The sequence below is a fragment of the Streptomyces sp. NPDC052225 genome (genome assembly GCF_040679615.1).
Classification (GTDB): domain Bacteria; phylum Actinomycetota; class Actinomycetes; order Streptomycetales; family Streptomycetaceae; genus Streptomyces.
The window spans coordinates 204375-228273 of sequence record NZ_JBFAVD010000012.1 but is presented as its reverse complement, the minus strand read 5'-3'; the positions used below and the strand labels follow the sequence as shown (position 1 = coordinate 228273).

Here is a 23899-nt window from a genome sequence, read left to right as displayed (position 1 = left end):
TGTGTAACAGCCGTACCGGTCGGGACCTTCGCGGCCGGATCGGGGGCGAAGGTCCCGAGGGCCCCGCAGGCCACAATGGAGGGCGTGGAGAAGCCGCAACCGAAGTCCCAGCAGGAGTCCCCGGAGGGCGTCCTCGTCGTCCTGACCACCACCGACAGCCGCGCGAAGGCGGACACCCTGGCGCGCGGCGCCGTCGAGGCCCGGCTCGCCGCCTGCGTCCAGGTCGGCGCACCGGTCACGTCGACGTACCGGTGGGAGGGGACCGTCGAGACGGGGGAGGAGTGGCAGGTGCTCCTCAAGACCAGCGAGGCCCGCTACGACGAACTGGAGCGCTGGCTGACGGAGCACCACGACTACGAGACGCCGGAGATCATCGCCCTGCCGGTGGTGCGCGGCGGACCCGGATACCTGGCGTGGGTGCGCGAGGAGACATCGGCCACGTGACCCCGCGCCGGTCCCTGCTCGCGGGCGTCGTGGCCGTGCTCTGCCTGGCGTTCCTCGGCCCGAGCGCGCCCAGCGGCGCCCTCGTCGCCCGGCCGCTGCCGGTCGACGCCGCCAAGGACATCGTGCCGAACCGGGTCATGACGTGGAACATCTGCAATCCCTGCGGCAAGAGCGGCCAGAACCTCGGCAGGGCCGCCGAGATCGCCACGTACGCGCCCCAGGTCATCGGCCTCCAGGAGGCGTGCGTACGCGACGTCGAGGAGATCCGGGGTCTGCTCCAAGGTCTCTACGGCCTCAGGTACCACGTCACGTACGGGTCCGTGCTGCACAGTTGGGGGCGCTGCGGCGGACTGCCGTGGAAGCCGGGCGGCTACGGGCAGGCGATCCTCTCGGCGGCGCCCATGACCGACCGCGTCAACGCCGAGTACCCCGACGGCGGTTCCGAGGACCGCGGCTACCTGTCCGTCACCACCACCGTGGCGGGACGGACCGTCCGCGTCATCAACACCCACTTCGCGGAACGGCGCCAGGAGCCGGTCAGGGCCGCCCAGGCCCGCGTACTCGCCAAGGAGATCGCCCGGCACGACCGCGCCATCGTCATCGGCGACTTCAACGCCATGCCGTACGCCCCCGAACTCGCCCCCGTCCAGGCCCTGGCGACGGAGTCGGACCCCGGCTGCCGGGACGCGGCCGGCGGGGTCTGCGAGCCGACCACCGACTGGCAGAGCAAGTTCGACTACGTCTTCCTGCGCGGCGCCACCGCCCTCGACGGCCAGGTGCGGGTGCACCCGAGCGCGTACTCGGACCACCATCTGTTCCAGTCCGACGTCCGGTTCGTCAGGCGGACCGCTCCAGACGCACCGCGCACACCTTGAACTCCGGCATCCGCGACGTCGGGTCGAGCGCCGGGTTCGTCAGCGTGTTGGCGCGCCCCGCGCCCGGCCAGTGGAACGGCATGAAGACCGTGTCCGGGCGGATCGTCGTGGTGAGGCGTGCCGGGGCCACCGCGCGCCCGCGTCGTGACACCACCGCCACGTCGTCGCCCTCGGCGATCCCGAGGCGGGTCGCGAGGCGCGGGTGCAGCTCCACGAACGGACCCGGGGCCGCCTTGTTCAGCTCGGGCACCCGGCGCGTCTGCGCACCGGACTGGTACTGGGCGACGACCCGGCCCGTGGTCAGGTGGACCGGGTACTCCGCGTCCGGCTCCTCGGCGGCGGGACGGTGCGACACGGGCACGAAGCGGGCCCGGCCGTCGGGGGTCGCGAACCGGTCGAGGAAGAGGCGGGGGGTGCCCTCGCCGGCGTCCCCGGCCTCCCCGGTCTTGTCGGCGTCCCCGGCCTCCCCGGTCTTGCCGGTCTCCCTGGTCTCACCGGTTTCTGCCGGGCACGGCCAGAAGACGCCGTCGCCGTCCGCGAGACGCTCGTACGTGATGCCCGAGTAGTCGGCGGGGCCGCCCGCGGACGCGCGCCGCAGTTCGTCGAAGACCTCCGCCGGGTCCGTCGGGAACTTCTTCTCCAGGCCGTCGTCGGACAGCCGGGCCGCCAGCTCGTGCATCACCTGGAGATCGGTGCGGACGCCGTCGGGCGGGGTGAGCGCCCGGCGGCGCAGCAGAACGCGCCCTTCCAGATTGGTGGTCGTTCCCGTCTCCTCGGCCCACTGCGTCACCGGCAGGACCACGTCGGCGAGTTCGGCCGTCTCGGACAGGACGACATCGGCCACGGCCAGGAAGTCGAGGGAGCGGATCCGGTCCTCGATGTGGGCGGCGCGAGGGGCCGACACGACCGGGTTCGACCCCATCAGGAGCAGCGCCTTCACGTCCTGGCCGAGGGCGTCGAGCAGCTCGTACGCCGAACGGCCGGGGCCGGGCAGCGAGTCGGGGTCCACGCCCCAGACCTCGGCGACATGGGCGCGGGCCGCCGGGTCGGTCAGCTTGCGGTAGCCGGGCAACTGGTCGGCCTTCTGGCCGTGTTCGCGCCCGCCCTGTCCGTTGCCCTGGCCGGTGAGGCAGCCGTAGCCGGACAGCGGGCGGCCCGGACGGCCGGTGGCGAGCGCCAGATTGATCCACGCGCCGACCGTGTCCGTGCCCTTGGACTGCTGCTCGGGGCCGCGCGCGGTGAGGATCATGGCGTGCTCGGCATCCGCGAACATCCGCACAGCGGCGCGGAGTTGAGGCAGCGGCACCCCGGTGACCCGCTCCACGTACTCCGGCCAGTGGGCCATCGCGGCCGCCCGCGTCTCCTCCCACCCGCTCGTCCGCTCCCGGACGTACGCCTCGTCGACCCGGCCCTCCGCGACGACCAGGTGCAGCATGCCGAGCGCGAGCGCCAGGTCGGTGCCCGGGCGCGGGGCCAGATGCAGATCGGCCTGGTCGGCGGTGCGGGTGCGGCGCGGGTCGATGACGATCAGCTTGCCGTCGCGCGCCTTGAGTTCGGTGAGATAGCGCAGGGCCGGCGGCATCGTCTCGGCCAGGTTCGACCCGACCAGGATGACGCAGTCGGTCTGCGGGATGTCCTCCAGCGGGAACGGCAGACCGCGGTCGAGGCCGAACGCCTTCTGGTTCGCGGCGGCCGCCGACGACATGCAGAAACGCCCGTTGTAGTCGATCTGCGAGGTCCCCATGGCGATCCGCGCGAACTTCCCCAGCGCGTACGCCTTCTCGTTCGTGAGGCCGCCGCCGCCGAAGACCCCGCACGCGTCCGGGCCATGCGCCGTCCGCGTGCGGGCCAGGCCCTCGGCGACCGCGTCGAGGGCCGCCTCCCAGGTGGCCGGTTCGAGCTGCCCCGTGACGGAGCCGCGGACCAGCGGCGCGGTCAGCCGCACCCGGGAGGAGAGCACGGCACCGGCGCTCTGCCCCTTGCCGCACAGCGCGCCCCGGTTGACCGGGAACTCCGCGCGCCCCTCGACGACGGGGACCTCGCCCCCGTCCCCGGGCCGTACGTTCATCCCGCACTGCAGAGCGCAGTACGGGCAGTGGGTGGGAGTCGCCGTGGAGTGCATGCCGTCGAGCGTGCGCGGGCTGTGTTGCGGCTCGGGGCGCGCCCGGTTACACCACCGGTACGGGGGCCTCCCGGCGGGGTTGGGGGCGGCGTGAGGTCCGTTGCCGGGTGCGGCTTTCGTCGTGGCTGGTCGCGCAGTTCCCCGCGCCCCTGAGGCATGCGCTGCGCGCAGCCTCCCGTGAAGGCCGGCGGCTTCGCCGCCTGGCCTTCGTCGGGGAAATGCGCGCGAAGCGCAGGCATTTCAGGGGCGCGGGGAACTGCGCGACCAGCCCCCACTCACCCGCACCCGACAACGCACCCAGAATTCACCGCCCCGCACCCAAAGCCCGCCCGACCCCATCCTCCCGCTCCCCGAGAAATCGCGGCGCGGGCCGGACCACCGCATCCAGCGCCGCCTTCCCCGCGGCGAAAACCTCCCGAGCCCCACCCCCGTACCACGTCACATCGTGCGGCTCCTCGACCCCGACCCCGTACGACGCCACTCCCGCCGCCTCGCACAGAGCCACCGCCCGCCGGATGTGGAACCCCTGACTGATCAGCACGGCCCGGTCCACCCCGAAGATCTTCTTGGCGCGGACGCACGAGTCCCAGGTGTCGAACCCGGCGTAGTCGTTCACCACGGCCCGCTTCGGCACCCCGTGCCGCGCCAGATACGCCCGCATCGCGCTCGGCTCGTCGTACTCCGTGCGGCTGTTGTCCCCGGTGACGAGGACGACCCGGATCCGCCCGGCCCGGTACAGCTCGGCCGCGGCGTCGAGCCGATGGGCCAGGTACGGCGAAGGCTCCCCGTCCCACAGCCCCGCGCCGAACACCACGGCGACATCCGTCCGCGGCACGTCCGCGACCGACCGCAGCCGGTCCCCGGTCGACGCGAACAGCCACGTCGCCGGCAGCAGCGCCAGCACGCACAGCCCCATCACGGCCTGCACGGCCCGCCGCTGCCCCGTGCGCGTACGGGGCACACGGATGCGCGACAGGGCGGACACGGACAGACGCATGGAGAACCCCCGGGGCAGACGACGTCCATGGAGACGCCGGGCGGCCCCGGACGGTTCACCCACCCCGCGCTCACCTCCCGCCCGCCCCGGCAGTGAACCCCGCGCAACCCGACCCGTCACCACCCCGCAACAGCCCGGCAACCACCGCCCGGCAGGATCGCTCCATGACGGACGAGTCGTACGGCACCACCCAGCACCGCACGACGAACCACAACGGCACGACCAGGAGCCACACCAGCACCACAGACCACCGGACGGCCCATCTAGACAGCACGGCGGGAATCCTCAGCATGATCAGCACCCAGCTCGGCGACCAGCTCAGCCACATGTCCCTGCGCTCCCGGCGGAGCCACCCGCGCCCGCCCGCCCTGGTCCTCGTGGCGCACGGCAGCCGCAACCCGCTCGCGCTCGCCACGGTCACCGCGCTCATCGAGCGGATACGCGAGCAGCGCCCCGGCCTGACCGTCCGCCTCGGCCACATCGAGCTGAACGAGCCCCTGCTGAGCGACACCCTCGCCGATCTCCCCGCGGGCCGCGCCGTCCTCGTACCGCTGCTGCTGTCCCGCGGTCACCACGTCAAGCAGGACATCCCGCGGGCCGCGGCCGCCGCCGGCCACCTGCTCACCCGCGTCGCCGGCCCGCTCGGCCCGCACCCCCTGCTCGTCGACGCGCTGCACGACCGACTCACCGAGGCGGGCTGGCCCGCGCACCTGTCCGAGCGGGCCCGCCGCCGCTCCGGCGTCGTCCTCGCCGCCGCCGGGTCGCGCGACCCCGAGGCCGCCGTCGACACCCACCGCACCGCCGCCCTGCTCGCGCGGCGCCTCGGCGTCCCGGTCGTGCCCGCGTACGCCTCCGCCGCGTCCCCCGACGTCGCCACCGCGGTCCGCGCGCTCGCCGCCCGCGGCCGTCACCGCACCGCGCTCGCCTCGTACTTCACGGCGCCGGGCCGTTTCGCCACCGAGTCGGCCGAAGCCGCCCCGGGCATCGTCGCCGCCCCGCTCGGCACCCACCCGGCCCTCGCGCGGCTCGTCCTGCACCGCTACGACACCGCGACGGCGGCCGCTCCCGAGAGCGCCCCACGGCATCTGGCGTCCGCCTGACCCCAACGGCCCCGTCCTCATTGTCAGTGCGTGCCCGTACTGTCAGTACATGGACGGCAGCAACATCTACGAAGGCGCGACCGCGTACGACGACGGCGCGGTGGAGCGCTGGGCCCCCGAGCCCGACAAGCGCCCGGGCCGCACCGCGTTCCAGCGCGACCGCGCCCGCGTCCTGCACTCGTCGGCGCTGCGCAGACTCGCGGGCAAGACGCAGGTCGTCACGCCCGGCACGCGCAGCAGACACTGGGACGCGAGCCCCCGCACCCGTCTCACCCACTCCCTGGAGTGCGCCCAGGTCGGCCGAGAGCTCGGCGCCGCGCTCGGCTGCGACCCGGACCTGGTCGAGACGGCCTGCCTCTCGCACGACATGGGCCACCCGCCCTTCGGCCACAACGGCGAGCAGGCGCTCAACGAAGTGGCCCAGGACTGCGGGGGGTTCGAGGGGAACGCGCAGTCGCTGAGGCTCCTCACCCGCATCGAGCCCAAGCGTTTCGTGCGCTCCGAGGAGTCCGGCGAGCTCGTCAGCGTGGGGCTGAACCTGACGCGGGCCGCGCTCGACGCCGCGACCAAGTACCCGTGGCCGCGCGGCGAGCACCCCACCGATCCGCACTCCCCGAAGTTCGGGGTCTACGAGGACGACCGCCCCGTCTTCGACTGGATCAGGAAGGAGGCGCCCGGCCGCCGCACCTGCTTCGAGGCGCAGGTCATGGACTGGTCGGACGACGTCGCCTACTCCGTGCACGACCTGGAGGACGGCCTGCACGCGGGCCACCTGGATCCGAACGTGCTGCACGCCGAGCCCGAGCGCGCCGAGATCTTCGCCGTCGCCATCGGACGCTATGTGTCGCACGACACCGACCCCGCCGAACTGTCCGCGGCCCTCGACCGCCTCCTCGACCAGGAGTGGTGGCCGCACGGCTACGACGGCACGGCGGTCGCCCAGGCCCGCCTCAAGGACGCCACCAGCCAGCTCATCGGCCGCTTCTGCCTCGCCGCCGAGACCGCGACGCGGGAGCGGTACGGCACGGGCCGCCTGACCCGCTACGGCGCGGAGCTCGTCGTCCCGCGCGCCGCCCGGTACGAGTGCGCGGTCCTCAAGGCCGTCGCCGACCGGTACGTGATGCAGCGCCCCCAGCAGGAGCGGCTCCGCGCCGACCAGCGCATCGTCGTGGCCGAGCTGGCCGAGGCCCTCACGGCCCGCGCCCCGGGCGGCCTGGACCCCCAGTTCCGCGCCCTGTTCGACGACGCGCCCGACGACCGTACGAGAAAGCGCGTCATCGTCGACCAGATCGCCTCCCTCACCGACGCCTCGGCCCGCTCCCTGCACGCCCGGCTCACAGCCGACCGTCCATGAGCGCGTCGCCCAGCCCGGTGCGCCGGTGCAGCACGCTGTTGCCGCGCCGCACCGAGGCGACCAGGCCCGCCTCGCGCAGCACCGTCGCGTGGCGGCTCGCGGTGGACGCCGTGAGCCGCAGCAGCTCCGCCAACTGACCGGTCGTCCGCGGCTGTTCGAGGGCGTCCAGGATCTGCGCCCGGGTCGGACCGATCAGCTGGGCGACCGGCGGCGGCGTGGACCGCGCGTGCCGCGCGCGGGCCAGCCAGCCGGGCGCGGGCCCCAGAGGATGCACCAGGACCGGATCCAGCGAGTCGTCGGCGAGGGCCACCGGCGTCACCACGCAGAAGAAGGACGGCACGAGCGTCAACGGGCGCCCGTGCAGCGGCAGTTCACGCTCCACCGGATACTCCGCCACCAGCGACGACTCCTCCCGCGACAGCGCGGGGCCGTAGCTCGCGAGCAGCCCGTCCCCGCCGCTGCCGAGCGCGGCCCGTGCCCGCACCGCCCGGTCGTCCGCGACCGCACCCCGCACCGCGGGCAGATACGGCTCCACCGCCACCGCGTAGTACGCGCGCAGCGCCTCCCCGAGCCGGCGCAGCGCCTCCACGTCACCCTCGGCGAGGCGCCGCGCCCCGTCCGGCACCGGTCCTCTCGCGAACACCTCGGACAGCTCGGCCGTGAGCCGCCGCCGCGGTGTGCTCAGCACGGTCGCGATGCCCGCTTCGAGGCCGCCGCCCGCCCCCGGCGTCAGAAAGTCCGGAAAGTAGGCAGCCCACGGCGACAACCGCGTCAGCGCGGCGGCCGTCCCCGTCAGCCCCGCCCGCGCCAGCCCCGCCCGCACTTCGCGCCGCCACGGATCGAACACCACCGCCGCCTGCCGGTTCTGGAGCAGATGCAGGCTCAGCACGATCTCCCACAGCGGATCGGCGTCCGGCGCGACCCGCAGCCGCCCCAGATCCTCCGCCGTGAACGCGATACGCAGCATGCGCCCAGGGTCCCCCAAGCTGTTTGCGTTGTGAACGAAATACCCCGCAACTTCCGCCTCGTACCGCACGGTTGGGACAGGGGGAACACGGGGGAGGGCACCGGCCGGGGCCGGGACGACGTTCACCGCCGCCCCGGACCCGGCCGCGCGCCGCCCTTCCACGGAACCCCACCCTCCGCGCCCCACGACCACTGGGCGTGACGAAAAGATGGTCTGTTCGGGCCACGCCCCCTTCCCGCATCACGCTCCGTGCGGGACGCTCGCATATGACGGCATGGCAACGAGGAGGCATCAAGTGGTCGACGCGGACCAGACGTTCGTCATCGTCGGAGGAGGGCTCGCCGGCGCGAAGGCCGCCGAGACGCTCCGCTCGGAGGGTTTCACCGGGCGGGTCATCCTCATCGGCGACGAACGGGACCACCCCTACGAACGTCCACCCCTGTCCAAGGGCTACCTCCAGGGCAAGGAGGAGCGGGACAGCGTCTTCGTCCATGAGCCCGCCTGGTACGCGAGCAACGACATCGAGCTGCACCTGGGCCAGACGGTCACCGGCATCGACCGGGACGCGAGGACGGTGCGCCTCGGCGACGCCACCGTCATCCGCTACGACAAGCTGCTGCTCGCCACCGGCGCCGAGCCGCGCCGCATGGACATCCCCGGCACCCACCTGGCCGGCGTCCACCACCTGCGCCGCCTCGCCCACGCCGAGCGGCTGAAGAACGTGCTGGCCGCCCTCGGCCGGGACAACGGACACCTGGTGATCGCCGGCGCCGGCTGGATCGGCCTGGAGGTCGCCGCCGCGGCCCGCGAGTACGGCGCCGAGGTCACCGTCGTCGAGCCGGAGCCCACCCCGCTGCACGCCGTGCTCGGCCCCGAGGTCGGCCAGATCTTCGCCGAGCTGCACAGCGACCACGGCGTCCGCTTCCACTTCGGCGCGAAGCTCACCGGCATCGTCGGCCAGGACGGCATGGTGCTCGCCGCACAGACCGACGACGGCGAGGAGCACCCCGCGCACGACGTGCTCGCCGCGATCGGCGCTGCCCCGCGCACCGCACTCGCCGAGGCCGCGGGCCTGACCCTGGTCGACCGGCAGCACGGCGGCGGCATCGCCGTCGACCAGCAGCTGCGCACCTCCGACCCCGACATCTACGCGGCAGGCGACGTGGCCGCGCTCCAGCACCCGCTGTTCTCCGCCCGGCTGCGCGTCGAGCACTGGGCCAACGCCCTGAACGGCGGCCCGGCCGCCGCCCGCGCCATGCTCGGCAAGGACATCACGTACGACCGCGTGCCCTACTTCTTCTCCGACCAGTACGACCTGGGCCTGGAGTACTCGGGCTGGGCGCCCCCGGGCAGTTACGACCAGGTCGTGCTCCGCGGCGACGCCGGCAAGCGCGAGTTCATCGCCTTCTGGCTCAAGGACGGCCAGGTCCTCGCGGGGATGAACGTGAATGTGTGGGACGTCACTGAGCCCATCCAGAAGCTGATCCGCTCCGGCGTGCGGCCCGGCGCCGAGCGCCTGTCCGACCCGAGCGTCCCGCTGAGTGATCTTCTGGAGGAGTAACGGGAGTGTCGGTGCGGGACCGTAGACTTGCCGCGTGGCAGGCAGGATCAATGACGAGGACGTGAAGGCGGTTCGGGACGCGGTCCCGATCGACGCCGTGGTGTCCGAGTACCTGCAACTGCGCAACGCGGGCGGCGGGAACCTGAAGGGCCTGTGCCCGTTCCACGACGAGAAGTCCCCGTCCTTCCAGGTCAGCCCGAGCAAGGGGTTCTTCCACTGCTTCGGCTGCCAGGAGGGCGGCGACACCATCACGTTCGTGATGAAGGTCGACCACCTCACGTTCTCCGAGGCGGTGGAGCGCCTCGCCGGCCAGGCCGGCATCACGCTCCGCTACGAGGAGGGCGGGTACAACCCGCAGCACCAGCGCGGCGAGCGGATCCGTCTCGTCGAGGCGCACAAGGTCGCCGCGCAGTTCTACGTGGATCAGCTGGAGTCCCCGGAAGCCGAGATCGGCCGCAAGTTCCTCGCCGAGCGCGGCTTCGACCAGGCGGCCGCCGCCCACTTCGGCGTCGGCTACAGCCCGGCGGGCTGGGACCACCTGACCCGCTACCTGCGCGGCAAGGGCTTCAGCGACAAGGAGCTGACCCTCTCCGGGCTCTCCCAGGAAGGCCGCCGCGGACCCATCGACCGGTTCCGCGGCCGCCTCATGTGGCCGATCCGCGACATCGGCGGCGAGGTCGTCGGCTTCGGCGCCCGGCGCCTGCGCGACGACGACAACGGCCCGAAGTACCTGAACACGCCAGAGACCCCGATCTACAAGAAGTCCCAGGTCCTCTACGGCATCGACCTCGCGAAGAAGGACATCGCCAAGTCCTCCCGCGCCGTCGTCGTCGAGGGCTACACCGATGTCATGGCCTGCCACCTCGCCGGCGTCACCACCGCCATCGCGACCTGCGGCACCGCGTTCGGCACCGACCACATCAAGATCCTCCGCCGCCTCCTGATGGACAACGGCAGCGCGCGCGTCATCTTCACGTTCGACGGCGACGCGGCCGGCCAGAAGGCCGCCCTGCGCGCCTTCGAGGACGACCAGAAGTTCGCCGCCGAGACGTACATCGCCATCGCGCCGGACAACATGGACCCGTGCGACCTGCGCCTGGCCAAGGGTGACGAGGCGGTCGCCGACCTGGTCGAACCCCGCACCCCGCTCTTCGAGTTCGCGCTGCGCCAGATCGTCTCCCGCTACGACCTCGAAACCCCGGCGGGCCGCGCCGCCGCGCTCGACGAGGCGGCGCCCGTCGTCGCCCGGATCAAGAACAGCGCGTCCCAGCACGAGGTCGCCGTCCAGCTCGCGGGCATGCTCGGCATCCTCGACACCCAGTTCGTCGTCAAGCGGGTGGCGCAGCTGGCCCGTTGGGCGCGCGACCGCGGCGGCAAGGGTCCGGCGCCCGCGCGCGGCCAGGCCCCGGTGGAGGCCGCCACAGGCCCCGCGTTCGGCGGCCCCGCCCTCACCCTGCGCAATCCGGTCTACGCGACCGAGCGCGAGCTCCTCAAGCTCGCCCTCCAGCACCCGCACCTGGTCTCCCCGGCGTTCGACGCGTACGGGATCGACGAGTTCACGGCCGCGCCCTACGCCGCCGTACGCCTGGCGATCCTGGAGGCGGGCGGCGCCGAGCAGGGCATCCAGGACCCGCACGAGTACCTGGTCAGGGTCCGTGACGCGGCACCCGACGACGCGGTGCGCGCCATGGTCACCGAGCTCGCCGTCGAGGCCATCCACCGCAAGACCGTCGACGAGGCGTACGCGGGGGAGCAGCTCGTCTGGGTCCGCCGGCGCGCCGTCGACCGCCGCATCCGCGACGTCCAGGGCACGTTGACCCGCCTCGGCTCCGGCGGCGACCCGGCCCAACTGGCAGCCGTGCAGAACGAGTTGTGGGTCCTCCAGCAGTACGGTCAGGCCCTGCGCGAGCGGGGCGCGGAAGCGCTCTAGAGGGCCGCGCGCGCCCGACCGCACATTCACGCGCTGTTTGTATCCGTATCGGTCGGGGCAGGGCGGGCACTCGTACATCACGGTAACCGCGCGGTCACGCACCGGACTCAAAAAGTCAACGCACGCCCCTCGTGGCGGCACTGTGTCGTACTCCACACTGGGTTGCGGTGCCTGAGTCCTCGGAGCGCGGCCGGAGCCCGGACAACGGGTCCGACACCCCCGCGGTTCCGCTCATCGTGTACGGGACGGACAGCGGCGAGGCCGCCGCTGACGCCCCCCGGCCGCACGCCTCAGAAGCGATCACCTTGGAGGTCGCCCCCGTGCAGACCCAGACCCTCAGTCAGAGCGACAGCACAGCGCAGGCCCTCGCCGATCCCGAAGCCGCGGCGGACAGCGACGTCCTCACCACGGTTCCGCCCCAGAGCCGTGCCACCCACCACCCGGAGGCGGAGGCCGCCGAGCCCGAAGCGCCGGACGAGCCGCCGGCCCCGGAACACAGCGAGCCCGTCGAGCCCCCCGAACCGGTCCGCGGCGCCCGCGCCGACACCAGCGGCCCCTCGTCCGACCTGTTCCGCCAGTACCTGCGCGAGATCGGCCGCATCCCGCTGCTCACCGCCGCGGACGAGGTGGAGCTCGCACGGAGCGTCGAAGCGGGCCTGTTCGCCGAGGAGAAGCTCGCCAGCACCCCCGACCTGGACTCCCAACTCGCCCTCGACCTCGACAAACTGGTCGTCATGGGCCGGATGGCCAAGCGCCGCCTCATCGAGGCGAACCTGCGCCTCGTGGTCTCCGTGGCCAAGCGGTACGTGGGCCGCGGCCTGACCATGCTCGACCTGGTCCAGGAGGGAAACCTCGGCCTGATCCGCGCCGTCGAGAAGTTCGACTACGCCCGCGGCTACAAGTTCTCGACGTACGCGACCTGGTGGATCCGCCAGGCCATGAGCCGCGCCCTCGCCGACCAGGCCCGCACCATCCGCGTCCCGGTCCACGTCGTCGAGCTCATCAACCGCGTCGTCCGCGTCCAGCGCCGCATGCTCCAGGAGCGCGGCTACGAACCCACCCCGGAAGAGGTCGCCGCCCACCTCGACCTCCCGCACGAGCGCGTCAGCGAAGTCCTGCGCCTGGCCCAGGAACCCGTCTCCCTGCACGCCCCCGTGGGCGAGGAGGACGACGTGGCACTCGGCGACCTCATCGAGGACGGCGACGCGACGAGCCCGGTCGAATCGGCGGCGTTCCTGCTGCTCAGGGAACACCTGGAGGCGGTCCTCTCGACCCTCGGCGAACGCGAACGCAAGGTCGTCCAGCTCCGCTACGGCCTCGCCGACGGCCGCCCCCGCACGCTGGAGGAGATCGGCCGCATCTTCGGAGTGACCCGCGAACGCATCCGCCAGATCGAGTCCAAAACCCTGAACAAACTCAGGGACCACGCTTTCGCGGACCAACTGCGGGGCTACCTGGACTGAAGCCCCGTGAGGGGCGCGGGGAACTGCGCGACCAGCCACATACGACCGGCACCCGACAACAGAACCCCACGCCCGACGGCGCCTAGTCGACCTCGGCGACAGCCTGAGCGAACTGGGCCTCGTACAGCCGCTGATACGCCCCACCGGCGGAGACGAGCGCGTCGTGCGAGCCCTGCTCCACGATCGCCCCGTCCTCCATGACCAGAATCGTGTCGGCATCGCGGATCGTCGACAGACGGTGCGCGATGACGAACGACGTCCGCCCGGCGGCGAGCCGGGCCATGGCCTTCTGAATGAGAACCTCGGTCCGCGTATCCACGGAACTGGTCGCCTCGTCAAGCACGAGAATCACGGGATCCGACAAGAAGGCCCGGGCGATGGTGATGAGCTGCTTCTCACCGGCGCTCACCCCGGTCCCCTCGTCATCGATCACCGTGTCGTACCCGTCGGGCAGCGTACGGATGAAGCGATCCGCATGCGCGGCCCGCGCCGCCTGCTCGATCTCCTCCCGCGACACGTCCTTCGCCGCGCCGTAGGCGATGTTCTCCGCGATGGTCCCGCCGAACAGCCAGGTGTCCTGGAGCACCATGCCGATCCCGGCCCGCAGCTCGTCGCGCGACATCGTGGCGATGTCGACCCCGTCGAGCGTGATCCGCCCGCCGGTGACGTCGTAGAACCGCAGCAGCAGGTTGACCAGCGTGGTCTTGCCCGCGCCCGTCGGCCCGACGATCGCGACGGTGTGCCCGGGGTCCGCCGTCAGCGACAGGTCCTCGATGAGCGGCTTGTCCTTCTCGTAGCGGAAGGCGACGTGCTCGAACTCGACGTGCCCGCGCAGGTTCTCCGGCTTCGCGCCCGGCACCGGATCCGCCGACTGCTCCTCCGCGTCGAGGAGTTCGAAGATCCGCTCGGCGGACGCGACACCCGACTGCACCAGGTTCGCCATCGAGGCGACCTGCGTCAGCGGCATGGAGAACTGCCGCGAGTACTGGATGAACGCCTGCACGTCACCGATGGAGAGCGACCCACTGGCCACCCTCAGCCCACCGACCACAGCGACCAGCACATAGTTCAGGTTGGAGATGAAGAACATCAGCGGCTGCATGATGCCGCTGTTGAACTGCGCCTTGAACGACGCCTGGTAGAGCGCCTCGTTCTGCTCGGCGAACTGCGCGGCCGACTCCTCCTGCCGCCCGAACACCTTCACCAGGTTGTGGCCGGTGTACATCTCCTCGACGTGCGCGTTCAGCACCCCCGTGGTCTTCCACTGCTGCACGAACTGCGGCTGCGAGCGCTTGCCGACCTTCGCCGCGACGAGCACCGACAGCGGCACCGTCACGAGCGCGACCAGGGCGAGCAGCCACGAGATCCAGAACATCATCACGAGGACGCCGACGATGGTCAGCAGCGAGTTGAGCATCTGCCCCATCGTCTGCTGGAGCGTCTGCCCGATGTTGTCGATGTCGTTCGTCGCCCGGCTCAGCACCTCGCCGCGCTTCTGCTTGTCGTAGTACGACAGCGGAAGGCGCTGGAGCTTCGCCTGCATGTCGCCGCGGAGCTTGGACACGGCCAGGTTGATCGCCCGGTTGGCGAGCCGCGTGCCGATCATCATGGACACACCCGCCACGGCGAACACGGCGAGCGCGAGCAGCAGCACCTCGCCGATCGCCCCGAAGTCCACGCCCTGCCCGGGTGTGAAGTCGACGCCGCCGAGCATGTCGGCCATGCCGCCGTCACCCTTGGCCCGCAGGCCCTCGATGACCTGCTCCTTGGTCTGCCCGGCCGGCATCTGCCCGCCGACGATCCCGCCGAACAGCAGGTCGGTGGCGTGCCCGAGGATCTTCGGCCCGACGACCGAGAGCCCCACGCTGATCACCACCGCGACCAGCACACCGACCACCGACGCGCGATGCGCCGCGAGCCGCTTCAGGAGTCGCTTGCCCGACCCCTTGAAGTCCATCGAGCGCGAACCGGGCCCACCGGCCGCCATCCGCGCCGCCATCGGCCCACTCATCAGGCGGCCTCCGCTTCCGTCAGCTGGGACAGGACGATCTCCCGGTACGTCTCGTTTTCGGCCATCAGCTCGTGATGCCGCCCGGTGCCGACCACCCGGCCCTCGTCGAGCACGATGATCCGGTCGGCGTCGCGGATGGTCGCGACCCGCTGGGCCACGATCACCACGGTCGACTCGGCCGTCTCGGCGCCGAGCGCACGGCGCAGCGCCGCGTCGGTGGCGTAGTCGAGCGCGGAGAACGAGTCGTCGAAGAGATAGATCTCAGGACGCTGGACGAGCGTGCGCGCGATGGCGAGCCGCTGGCGCTGACCACCGGAGACGTTGGTGCCGCCCTGCGTGATCGGCGCTTCCAGGCCGCCCTCCAGCTTGCTGACGAAGTCCTTCGCCTGCGCCACCTCCAGCGCGTGCCACAGCTCCTCGTCGCTCGCGTCGGGACGCCCGTACCGCAGGTTCGAGGCCACGGTCCCCGAGAAGAGGTACGGCTTCTGCGGTACGAGTCCGACGGTCTTCGCCATCAGGGTCGGGTCGATCCCGCGGACGTCCTCGCCGTCGACGTAGACGACGCCCGCCGTGGTGTCGTACAGCCGCGGTACGAGTCCGAGCAGCGTGGACTTGCCGCTGCCGGTCGAGCCGATGACCGCCGTGGTCTCGCCGGGCAGCGCGATCAGGTCGACGCCGCGCAGGACGGGCTCCTCGGCACCCGGGTAGCCGAAGTCGGCGCCCCGGATCTCCAGGTGCCCGCGCCGCCGCAGTTCCCGTACGGAGGCCTCGGGGGCCGGCGGCACGACGCTCGACTCGGTCGCGAGGACCTCCTGGATGCGCTCGGCGCACACCTCGGCGCGCGGCACCTGCATGAACATGAAGGTGGCCATCATCACGCTCATCACGATCTGCATCAGATACGCGAGGAACGCGGTCAGGTCACCGATCTGCATGCCGCCGCTGTTGATCCGGTGCGCACCGAACCAGACGACGGCGATGGACGCGACGTTCACGATCGTCATGACGAACGGGAACATCAGCGCCATGATCCGGCCGGTGGCCAGTGACGTCTCCGTCAGATCCCAGTTGGCCCGGCCGAACCGGTCCTTCTCGAAGTCGTCGCGCACGAAGGCGCGGATGACCCGGTTGCCGGTGATCTGCTCGCGCAGCACCCGGTTCACGGTGTCCAGCTTGACCTGCATGGACCGGAACAGCGGGCGCATCTTGCGGATGATCAGCGAGAGCACGACCGCCATCACGGGCAGCACGGCGAGCAGCACGCCCGACAGCGGCACGTCGAGCCCGAGGGCCATGACCACACCGCCGACGCACATGATCGGCGCCGACACCATGAGCGTGAAGCCCATGAGCACCAGCATCTGGACCTGCTGCACGTCGTTCGTGGTCCGGGTGATCAGCGACGGCGCCCCGAAGTGGCCGACCTCGCGCGCCGAGAAGGACTGCACCCGGTCGAAGACCCCGGAGCGCATGTCCCGCCCGAGGGCGGCGGCGGTGCGGGCGCCGAAGTAGACGGCGCCGGTGTTGCAGACGACCTGGACGACGGTGACGCCCAGCATCAGGGCGCCGAAGCTCAGGATGTAGCCGGTGTCGCCGTTGACGACACCGTTGTCAATGATGTCCGCGTTCAGAGTGGGCAGGTACAGCGCGGCGCAGGTCTGCAGAAACTGCAGCAGCACCAGTAGCCCGATGGGTTTCTTGTACGGGCGGAGATGGGTCCGCAGGAGTCGTATGAGCACGCTCGGTCTCTCGGTGGTCGGCGGTGGAAGACGGCACTGACCCCTATCGTCGGACACTCCACCCGTGTTACCTCAACCGATTAACCCAAGAGCGTTCAAAGACCGCCGGGGGCGTTCACGCGAACGCGCCCGGGTGGATCTGCTCCCGCACCGCCCGGTACTGCTGGCGCACCGCCTGTCCGACGGGCAGCTCCTCGCCCGGCTCGAAGACCTGCGTGGCCGCGCCCTGCCACATCGGCAGCTGCCCGCTCAGCGCCCACGCGGCCTGCCGCGCCGCACCGATCGCCGCGTAGTCCGCGGGCTGCGGCACCACGACCTGCGTGCCGAACAGCATCGGCGCCGCGGCCTGCACGGCGTGCAGCTCGGCCGCCGCCCCGAGCAGGAACACCCGCCGCACCTGCACCCCCCGCCCGCGCAGCACGTCCAGCGCGTCCGCGAGCCCGCACAGCATGCCCTCGAAGGCGGCCCGCGCCAGATGCTCGGGCTTCATGGACTCCCGCCGCAGCCCGCTCAGCGTCCCGGCGGTGTGCGGCAGATTCGGCGTCTTCTCGCCCTCCAGATACGGCAGGAGTACGAGTCCGTGGGCGCCCGGCGTCGACTTCATGGCGAGGTCCGACAGTTCCTCGGGCCCTCCGTCGAGACCGAGCATCTCCGCGGTCCCGCGCAGCGCCCGCACCGCGTTCAACGTATGCACCACCGGCAGATGCATGCCGGTCGCGTCGGCGAGCGACGTAATGGCGCCACTGGAGTCGACCAGCGCCTCATGGTGCACGGCCATCACGGAACCGGAGGCCCCGAGCGACACCACGGCGTCCCCGGCCTGCACCCCGAGCCCGAAGGCGGCGGCCATGGTCTCCCCGGTACCGGCCGAGATGATCAGCCCCTCCGGGGTCGTCCCCGCGGCGTCGCCGGGACCGAGCACCTCCGGCAGGACCGCCTGCTGCCCGAGCGCCAGCTCCACGAGGTCGGGCCGCCACGCACCGCTCGCCGCCGACCAGTACCCGGTGCCCGAGGCGCCGCCCCGGTCGGTGGTCCGGCGCGCGGGGCGCCCGAGCAGCTGCCACACCAGCCAGTCGTGGGCCTGCATGAGCAGGCCCACCCGCTGGGCGTTCTCCGGCTCGGCCCGCGCGAGCCAGCGCAGCTTCGCGATCGGCAGGGCTGCCTGCGGCACGCTCCCGACGGCCTCGGCCCACGCCTCGCGCGAGCCGAGCCGGTCGATCAGATCCGCGGCGGCCACCTGCGCCCGCTTGTCGCCGCCCACCAGGGCGGGGCGCACGGTGTTGCCCTGGGAGTCCATCGGCACCAGCGCGTTCTGCTGCGCCGAGACGCCGATGGCCTGCACGCCTTCGAGCAGCCCGCCGCCCGCGGCCTCGCCGAGCGAGAGCAGCCAGGCCTGGGGATCCACGTCGGAGGGCCGACCGCCCCCTTCGGCGGTCTCCAGCGGATGCGGGGCGTACCCCTGCCGGAGCACCGCCCCGGTGTCCGCGTCACAAACGACAATGCGCGTGAAATCGGGCGAACTGTCCAGCCCGGCGACTATCCCCATGCCTGAAATTCTGCCGTACCGCGCGCCACTCCCGTACCGCTACGTGTTGCTGGTGCCCCAGTCGTCGTCCTCGGCCCTGCCGCCGCGGTCCCGCAGCGACCGGACGCGGTCGGCCACCGAGTCCGGGACCTTGCCCTCGACCTTCTCGCTCACCGAGTGGAACGCCTTGCCGGCGTAGACCCGCGTCTGCTGCGCGGCGGACTCGGCGGTGTTGCGCACGGTCGGGTTCTGGGAGATCTCGCGTGCGGTCTTCTTCAACTTCTCGTACCGCTCGCGCCCGGCCCGCGTCCCCAGCACGTATCCCAGGGCCAGACCGGCGATGAATGTGAGCCGGTAGCGCATGTCGGCCACCCTTCCGTAGCGAGGTTCGACGTCGTTCCTGACAGGCTCGGTGATCGCAGGGGGGATACCGATTGGCGGAGCACCCCCCTGCTTGCGCTAATGTATGTGTCGCAGCGAGCGCACGCCGCCTGGCAAGTACCCAGGTAGGTACGTTCGAAGCAACGAGACATTCCCCTGTAGCTCAATTGGCAGAGCAGCCGGCTGTTAACCGGCAGGTTACTGGTTCGAGTCCAGTCGGGGGAGCTCGGTCTCCTGTAGCTCAATTGGCAGAGCAGCCGGCTGTTAACCGGCAGGTTACTGGTTCGAGTCCAGTCGGGAGAGCCATCGAACAAGCCCCCTCGGTGAACACGCCGGGGGGCTTTTTCGTGCCGGGTGGAACCGTGCGCGTACCTGCGGAGTCCTCAAGGTCGTGCAGAGCCGAACCATCCGAGGCAGGAGATCGTATGAGCGGCTATGCTGCGGCAGACGGCGCGCACACTTGTACGCGCCACGCCGTGACGGGGCGGTAGCTCAGCCGGTTAGAGCAGCGGACTCATAATCCGTCGGCCGTGGGTTCGAGTCCCACCCGCCCCACCAAGGTTGGTAGAGCAGAATCGTTCTGACCTGCCTGTACGTAACCTGATGGCCCGTCACTAAAACAGTGGCGGGTCATTTGTCACTCCATGGGCGGCATCCCGGATCCGCGCCAGCCACTCCGTGCCCAGGCGCTGCCCGTCGGGCAGGTGATCGTCCCGGTCCCAGCGCCAGGTGGTGACCATCGCGAGGACGAGGATCCGGCACGCGCGCAGCACGTCCCGGTCGATGGCCGGATAGCGCGCACCGACCTCTTCCGGCGCGTGGGCGACGTCGAAGACGACCGGGCCCCGGCAGCACGTCTCGAAGTCGATGAAGCGCGGGCCGCTCCGCGTGGCGAGGAGATTGCCCGGGTGCGGTTCGCCGTGCAGCAGTTGCTCCGCGCCGCCGTGCTCGGCGACCGTCCGGCTCAGTTCGCGCAGGGTGTCACCGAGCAGCTCCCGGTCCGCGTCGGCGAGGGCCGGGGTGCGGTCGCGGTCCGCAAGGAGGCGCCGGGCCTGCGCGACGCGGTCCGTGAAGTGCGGTGCCGGGACGTCGAGGGTGCGCAGGCCCGTGTGCAGGCGGTGGAGCGCGGCGGCGTAGTCGGCCGGGGAGAGCGCGGCCGGGCCCGCCGGTGCGTAGTACGTCCACAGGGTGATGTCGAAACCGTCGCGCTCGTGGACGCGCGGCCCGGACCGCGGGTCGAGTGCGGCCACCGGGCAGCCGGCCTCGGCCAGGCGCAGGGCGAGGCCGGTCTCGAACCCGGCGATCCGGTGCGCCGCCGGTGCCACGCGGGCCACGACGTCGCAGGGCAGCAGACGCAGCGTCAGCTTGTTCGAGTCGTGCAGGACGAGCGCGTCGTCGGCGGGGAGGCCGAGGGCGGCGGCGGTGGCCAGGGCCGCGGCCCTGGCCCGGGCGAACTCCGGTGCCTGCAAGGTGGTTCGCCCCTCCCGCGGTGGAATCCGGTCAGCCTAGGGCGTGTCGGGGGTGCAGCCGCAACGGAATACCGCGGTGGGGTGCGCCGTGCGGCCGCCCGCGAGGACGGACACCAGGTCGGCGCCGTACTTGTCGCGCGGGTCGGCGACCGCCCCTGGCTCGCCGCGTCGAGGCGGGCGGACAGCCGGCCACCGGGCCGTGTGCGCCAGGCGCAGGCGGACCTTGGCGGCGCTGTCGGTGAGGGCCTCGCTGACGAGGGCGGCGACCAGGACGTCGATGACGTTGAGCCCCTTCGTGCCCGTGCAGACGGGGCGCCGAGCGGCGGCGGGGCCGGCGGGCTCCACCACGGATGAACTGGCCGCCGAGGACCGCGTCCCCGGTCGTGTCGTCGCAGCCGGTCTCCAGCGTGGCGACGATGTCCTGCCCTTCAGCGGCGTCCGCGGTGCCGGACCACATCAGCCGCCCGTCCAGCGCGTCCACGGCCGACGTCATCACGCGGGCGGTGCGCGAGCGGACCGCGTCCAGGCCGATCTCCTCGCGGTCCGCCGGGGCGCCGCCGGGGCCGGTGGGCTGAGCACCAGGGACGCGCGGGGCGTCGTACGCCGCCGGTCGCCGCGAGGGCGGCGCAGGTCCGTCCGTGGTGGGCGTCGGGTCCCCGTCATCCGCCGGTCTGAATGGCTGTCATGTCCCCGGGAGGGGGCGCCGGCGGGGGCGGCCGATCACGACCGGGGCGCGGTGTCACCCGGTGCGGCCAGGCGCGGGTCAGGGCGGGGACTGCCAGGTGACCGTCGTCGTGGCCGCGCCGTCGTCCCTGGCGCCGTCGTCCGACACCGTCAGGCGGACGCCGGGGCGGCCGTCCGGCAGGGTCGCCTCGGCGTCGACCGTGACGTCGATACGGGAGAGGGGGGAGCGGCGCGACGCCGTGGCGAGGGCGCGGCGCAGGGCCGTGAGGAGGTGGCCCTGGACCTGGTCGGTGAGGGTCGCGTCGACCGGGCCGTGGAAGTGGACGGAGGGGGCGAAGCCGAGGATCGCGGCGGCGCCCGCCGTCTCGCGCAGGACCTTGCCGCGGAACGTCGTCGGGGCGTCGGCGGGCGGCTGCTGGAGCGCGAAGATCGTGGTGCGGACCTCCTGGATCGTCGACTCCAGCTCGTCCACCGCGTGGGCGAGCGCCTCGCGGACGTCCTCGACCTGGGTGCGGCGCTGCGTCGACTCCAGCATCATGCCCGTCGCGAAGAGCCGCTGGACGACCAGGTCGTGCAGGTCGCGGGCGATGCGGTCGCGGTCCTCGAAGACGGCCAGGCGCTCGCGGCCCGCCTGCGCGTCGGCGAGGACAAGGGCGAGCGCCGCTTGCGAGGCGAACTGGGTGGCCAGGAGATGGTCGACCGACGTGTACGGGCGGGCGCCGCGCGAGCGCGGCAGGGCGAGCGTGCCGATGAGCTTTCCGCCCGCCTGGAGGGGCAGCATCATGCTCGGCCCGAACCGGGAGCGGACCTCCGTCGTCATCCGGGGGTCCGTCGCCGAGTCCTCGATGAACACCGGTTCCCCGGTGAGGAGTTGGGCCAGGACCGCGCTGCCGGGCTGGATCGTCGTACCGAGCAGCCCGTGCGGATCGTCCGTCGTCGACGCGGCGACGATCTCCATGCCGCCCGCCTCCGTCGGCTGCAACACGACGCCGGCCGCCGCGTCGGCGAGCAGCCGCGCCCGCTCGGCGACCGCGGTCAGGGCGTCGTCCGCGCGGCCGGTGAGCAGCGCCGTGGTGACCGCGGCCGCGCCCTCGATCCAGCGCTCGCGCTGCTTGGCGGTCTCGTACAGGCGGGCGTTGCCGATCGCGATGCCCGCCTGCGTGGCGAGCAGCCGCAGCAGGTCGAGGTCGTCGTCGGTGAAGCCGCCCGGGGAGCGCTTGCCGGTCAGGCGCAGGCGCCCGAAGACCGTCTGCTGTACGTGGATGGGGACGGCGAGGACGTCCGGCTCGTGCACGACGGCGTCGGCGGCCTCGTCCGGCGGGAGCACCGGCTGCGCCTCGCCGGTGGTGACCTCCTCGACCACCACGGTGCCGTGCCCGGGGTCGAAGACGCCGAGGACGCCGTGCGCCGCGCCGGTCAGCGCGGCGGCGCTGTCCACCAAGTGCTGGAGCACGGACCGCAGTTCGAGGTCGGTGCCGACACTGAGCACGGCCTCCAGGAGGACGGAGAGGCCGGCGGGGACACCGGGCCCCGGGGCGGGTGCGGTCGCGCTCATCGTTCCGGGTGCCCCCGCGTTCTCGTACGGTCGTCAGCCGGCCAGCGGGTCGAGGACCAGCGGCTGGATCCGGCCCTCCATCATCGCGCCGAGGCCCTGCACCGCGCACACGTCGGGGCGTTCGGCGATGTGCACCGGCATGCCCGTCGCGTCGCGCAGCATCTGGTCGAGGCCGGGCAGCAGGGCGCTGCCGCCGACCATCATGATGCCGCGGTCCGCGAGGTCGGCGACCAGGTCCGGCGGGCAGTCGCGCAGCACCTTGCCGATGCCGTCGAGGACGGCGGTCAGCGGGGTGTGGATCGCGCGGCGCACGGCGGACGTGTCGACGTGCACCGAGCGGGCCAGGCCCGTCGCCACGTCGCGGCCGTGGATCTCGGTCTGCTCGGGGCCGTGCGGGGTGAGGCCGTTGCCGCTCAGGGCGAGCTGCAAAGGGCGTACGGACTGCGAAGGGAGCATCAACTCGTGCTGCTGGCGCAGGTGCTGGACGACCGCGTGGTCGATGGCGTCACCGCCGACCGGCACCCGGTCCGCCGTGACGATCGCGCCGAGGGAGAGGACCGCGATCTGCGTGGTCGCCGCGCCGCAGACGATGATCATCGTCGCCTCGGGCTGCTCGACGGGCAGGCCGCAGCCGACGGCCGCCGCGATGAGGGTGTCGACCAGTTCGACGCGGCGCGCGCCGAGGCCGACCAGTGTCTCGACGGCCGCGCGCTGCGCCAGCGGGTCCGCGTCGTGCGGGGTGCAGGCCGCCGCGCGCAGCCGGGGCTTGCGGCGCAGCGTGCGGCGCAGCTTCTCGCCGAGCAGGTGGCGCAGCATCCGCTGGGCCATCTCGATGTCGACGACGGTGCCGCCGGAGACGGGCCGGACGACGCGGATGTAGGACGGCGTGCGGCCCGTCATCTTCTCCGCGAACTCGCCGACCGCGATCAGGGCGCCGGTGCGGGTGTTGACCGCCGCGCAGCTCGGTTCGTCGACGACGAGGCCGGCGCCCTTGACGTAGACGCGGGTGCGCGCGGCACCCAGGTCGACGGCGAAGTGGCAGCGGCGCAACTGCTCCAGACTGACGGTCATGGCAGATCCTCCCGAGAGCGCAGACCGTGGGCGGACCACGGGTCCGCGGTCCTCCTGGCATCGTGCGGGCAGGGTCCGCGGGGCGCGCGCTGGGATGGGCCGGGCGGGGCGGGGCCGAGCGGGTGAAAAATCCGATGACCACCCGGGCCCCGGGTCGCTGCCGCGGCGGCCGGGGCTCACTTCTCGCGGGCGGCGTACGTCTCCCTGCTGGCCAGGATCTCGCCGTTGTGCTCGATGGCCCAGCCCGCGAGCGTCAGGGCGGGCGGGATGAGGCTCTTGCCCAGGGCGGTGAGTTCGTACTCGACGCGGGGCGGCACCTCCGCGTAGGCGGTGCGGGAGACGAGACCGTCGCGTTCGAGGTTGCGCAGGGTCAGGGTGAGCATCCGCTGCGAGATGCCGGGGATGTGCTCCTTGAGTTCGGTGAACCGCATCCGGCCGCCGTCGAGCGTGGCCACGATCAGCATCGTCCACTTGTCGCAGATCCGGTCCAGGATCGCGCGGATCGCCCGCCCGCCGTCGCCCCTGATCATGCAGGTGTGGTGGTACTCCTCCACGCCGTCTCCTCGACAGTCCTGTGTGCCTCACGCACATCTGTGTGCCTTTTGCAGGCCTTCGCTCAGTCACTCATCATGGGGCAACTTACGGTTCGTA

At 72.3% G+C, this 23899-nt stretch carries 20 protein-coding genes and 3 tRNA genes; 11 read left to right on the top strand and 12 right to left on the bottom strand.

The window, feature by feature from the left end; translation table 11 throughout:
• Positions 1-84: 84 nt before the first annotated feature.
• Together cutA and AB0L37_RS20005 are read left to right on the top strand one after the other, a co-directional pair.
• Positions 85-444, top strand: coding sequence for a divalent-cation tolerance protein CutA (cutA, locus tag AB0L37_RS20010; RefSeq protein ID WP_365506780.1), 360 nt, complete (start codon positions 85-87; stop codon positions 442-444).
• Positions 441-1319, top strand: coding sequence for an endonuclease/exonuclease/phosphatase family protein (locus tag AB0L37_RS20005; RefSeq protein ID WP_365506778.1), 879 nt, complete (start codon positions 441-443; stop codon positions 1317-1319). The genes cutA and AB0L37_RS20005 overlap by 4 nt, the downstream gene beginning before the upstream one ends.
• On the opposite strand, the gene AB0L37_RS20000 is transcribed toward AB0L37_RS20005, so the two are convergent.
• Together AB0L37_RS20000 and AB0L37_RS19995 are read right to left on the bottom strand one after the other, a co-directional pair.
• A complete protein-coding gene (locus AB0L37_RS20000) occupies positions 1282-3441 on the bottom strand; it encodes a molybdopterin oxidoreductase family protein (RefSeq protein WP_365506775.1) in 2160 nt (719 codons plus the stop codon). The genes AB0L37_RS20005 and AB0L37_RS20000 overlap by 38 nt on opposite strands.
• Before the next feature lie 304 nt (positions 3442-3745).
• A complete protein-coding gene (locus AB0L37_RS19995) occupies positions 3746-4438 on the bottom strand; it encodes an ElyC/SanA/YdcF family protein (RefSeq protein ID WP_365506773.1) in 693 nt (230 codons plus the stop codon).
• 290 nt (positions 4439-4728) lie between these two features.
• On the opposite strand from AB0L37_RS19995, the gene AB0L37_RS19990 reads away from it, so the two are divergent.
• Positions 4729-5538: a sirohydrochlorin chelatase gene (locus tag AB0L37_RS19990; RefSeq protein WP_365506828.1), complete on the top strand. Its 810-nt coding sequence runs from the start codon at positions 4729-4731 to the stop codon at positions 5536-5538.
• A gap of 49 nt (positions 5539-5587) precedes the next feature.
• Positions 5588-6892, top strand: coding sequence for a deoxyguanosinetriphosphate triphosphohydrolase (locus tag AB0L37_RS19985; protein WP_365506770.1), 1305 nt, complete (start codon positions 5588-5590; stop codon positions 6890-6892).
• Here the strand turns inward: AB0L37_RS19985 and AB0L37_RS19980 are convergent.
• Positions 6873-7859: a winged helix-turn-helix domain-containing protein gene (locus AB0L37_RS19980; protein ID WP_365506768.1), complete on the bottom strand. Its 987-nt coding sequence runs from the start codon at positions 7857-7859 to the stop codon at positions 6873-6875. The two genes, AB0L37_RS19985 and AB0L37_RS19980, sit on opposite strands and share 20 nt — an antisense overlap.
• 295 nt (positions 7860-8154) lie before the next feature.
• Between AB0L37_RS19980 and AB0L37_RS19975 the strand changes: the two genes are divergently transcribed.
• From AB0L37_RS19975 to AB0L37_RS19965, 3 genes are all read left to right on the top strand, one after another.
• Positions 8155-9420: an FAD-dependent oxidoreductase gene (locus AB0L37_RS19975; RefSeq protein WP_365506765.1), complete on the top strand. Its 1266-nt coding sequence runs from the start codon at positions 8155-8157 to the stop codon at positions 9418-9420.
• Between the two features lie 34 nt (positions 9421-9454).
• Complete coding sequence (gene dnaG / locus AB0L37_RS19970) at positions 9455-11350, top strand: DNA primase (protein WP_365506762.1); 1896 nt, start codon at positions 9455-9457, stop codon at positions 11348-11350.
• 167 nt (positions 11351-11517) lie between these two features.
• The gene (locus AB0L37_RS19965; RefSeq protein WP_365506760.1) at positions 11518-12813 is read left to right on the top strand and encodes an RNA polymerase sigma factor; all 1296 of its coding nucleotides are present in this window, start codon (positions 11518-11520) and stop codon (positions 12811-12813) included.
• A gap of 82 nt (positions 12814-12895) precedes the next feature.
• Here the strand turns inward: AB0L37_RS19965 and AB0L37_RS19960 are convergent, their stop codons facing one another.
• The 4 genes from AB0L37_RS19960 to AB0L37_RS19945 form a co-directional block, all read right to left on the bottom strand.
• Positions 12896-14824, bottom strand: a complete 1929-nt coding sequence (locus AB0L37_RS19960) for an ABC transporter ATP-binding protein (protein ID WP_365506757.1) — start codon at positions 14822-14824, stop codon at positions 12896-12898.
• Positions 14824-16563: an ABC transporter ATP-binding protein gene (locus tag AB0L37_RS19955; RefSeq protein ID WP_365506755.1), complete on the bottom strand. Its 1740-nt coding sequence runs from the start codon at positions 16561-16563 to the stop codon at positions 14824-14826. Before AB0L37_RS19955 ends, AB0L37_RS19960 begins: the two co-directional genes overlap by 1 nt.
• A gap of 115 nt (positions 16564-16678) precedes the next feature.
• Positions 16679-18109: an FGGY family carbohydrate kinase gene (locus AB0L37_RS19950; protein WP_365506752.1), complete on the bottom strand. Its 1431-nt coding sequence runs from the start codon at positions 18107-18109 to the stop codon at positions 16679-16681.
• A 39-nt stretch (positions 18110-18148) separates the two neighbouring features.
• The gene (locus tag AB0L37_RS19945; protein ID WP_365506749.1) at positions 18149-18451 is read right to left on the bottom strand and encodes a YtxH domain-containing protein; all 303 of its coding nucleotides are present in this window, start codon (positions 18449-18451) and stop codon (positions 18149-18151) included.
• Positions 18452-18621: 170 nt separating this feature from the next.
• On the opposite strand from AB0L37_RS19945, the gene AB0L37_RS19940 reads away from it, so the two are divergent.
• From AB0L37_RS19940 to AB0L37_RS19930, 3 genes are all read left to right on the top strand, one after another.
• Positions 18622-18694 (top strand) — tRNA-Asn (locus AB0L37_RS19940).
• A gap of 5 nt (positions 18695-18699) precedes the next feature.
• Positions 18700-18775, top strand: a tRNA-Asn gene (locus tag AB0L37_RS19935).
• Positions 18776-18950: 175 nt separating this feature from the next.
• A tRNA-Ile gene (locus tag AB0L37_RS19930) sits at positions 18951-19027 on the top strand.
• 56 nt (positions 19028-19083) lie between these two features.
• On the opposite strand, the gene AB0L37_RS19925 is transcribed toward AB0L37_RS19930, so the two are convergent.
• Positions 19084-19938, bottom strand: coding sequence for an aminoglycoside phosphotransferase family protein (locus tag AB0L37_RS19925; protein ID WP_365506746.1), 855 nt, complete (start codon positions 19936-19938; stop codon positions 19084-19086).
• Positions 19939-19974: 36 nt separating this feature from the next.
• Entirely contained in the window at positions 19975-20286 is a 312-nt protein-coding gene (locus AB0L37_RS19920) for a hypothetical protein (protein ID WP_365506743.1), read from the bottom strand.
• A 35-nt stretch (positions 20287-20321) separates the two neighbouring features.
• Here AB0L37_RS19920 and AB0L37_RS19915 point away from each other — a divergent pair, with 35 nt between their 5' ends.
• A complete protein-coding gene (locus AB0L37_RS19915; RefSeq protein WP_365506740.1) occupies positions 20322-20513 on the top strand; it encodes a hypothetical protein in 192 nt (63 codons plus the stop codon).
• Positions 20514-20701: 188 nt separating this feature from the next.
• Here the strand turns inward: AB0L37_RS19915 and AB0L37_RS19910 are convergent, their stop codons facing one another.
• The 3 genes from AB0L37_RS19910 to AB0L37_RS19900 form a co-directional block, all read right to left on the bottom strand.
• On the bottom strand, positions 20702-22177 hold the full coding sequence (locus tag AB0L37_RS19910) for a GAF domain-containing protein (RefSeq protein WP_365506737.1): 1476 nt from the start codon (positions 22175-22177) through the stop codon (positions 20702-20704).
• Between the two features lie 33 nt (positions 22178-22210).
• A complete protein-coding gene (locus AB0L37_RS19905; protein WP_365506734.1) occupies positions 22211-23248 on the bottom strand; it encodes a rod shape-determining protein in 1038 nt (345 codons plus the stop codon).
• Between the two features lie 176 nt (positions 23249-23424).
• Entirely contained in the window at positions 23425-23802 is a 378-nt protein-coding gene (locus AB0L37_RS19900; RefSeq protein ID WP_365506731.1) for a helix-turn-helix domain-containing protein, read from the bottom strand.
• Positions 23803-23899: the final 97 nt, after the last annotated feature.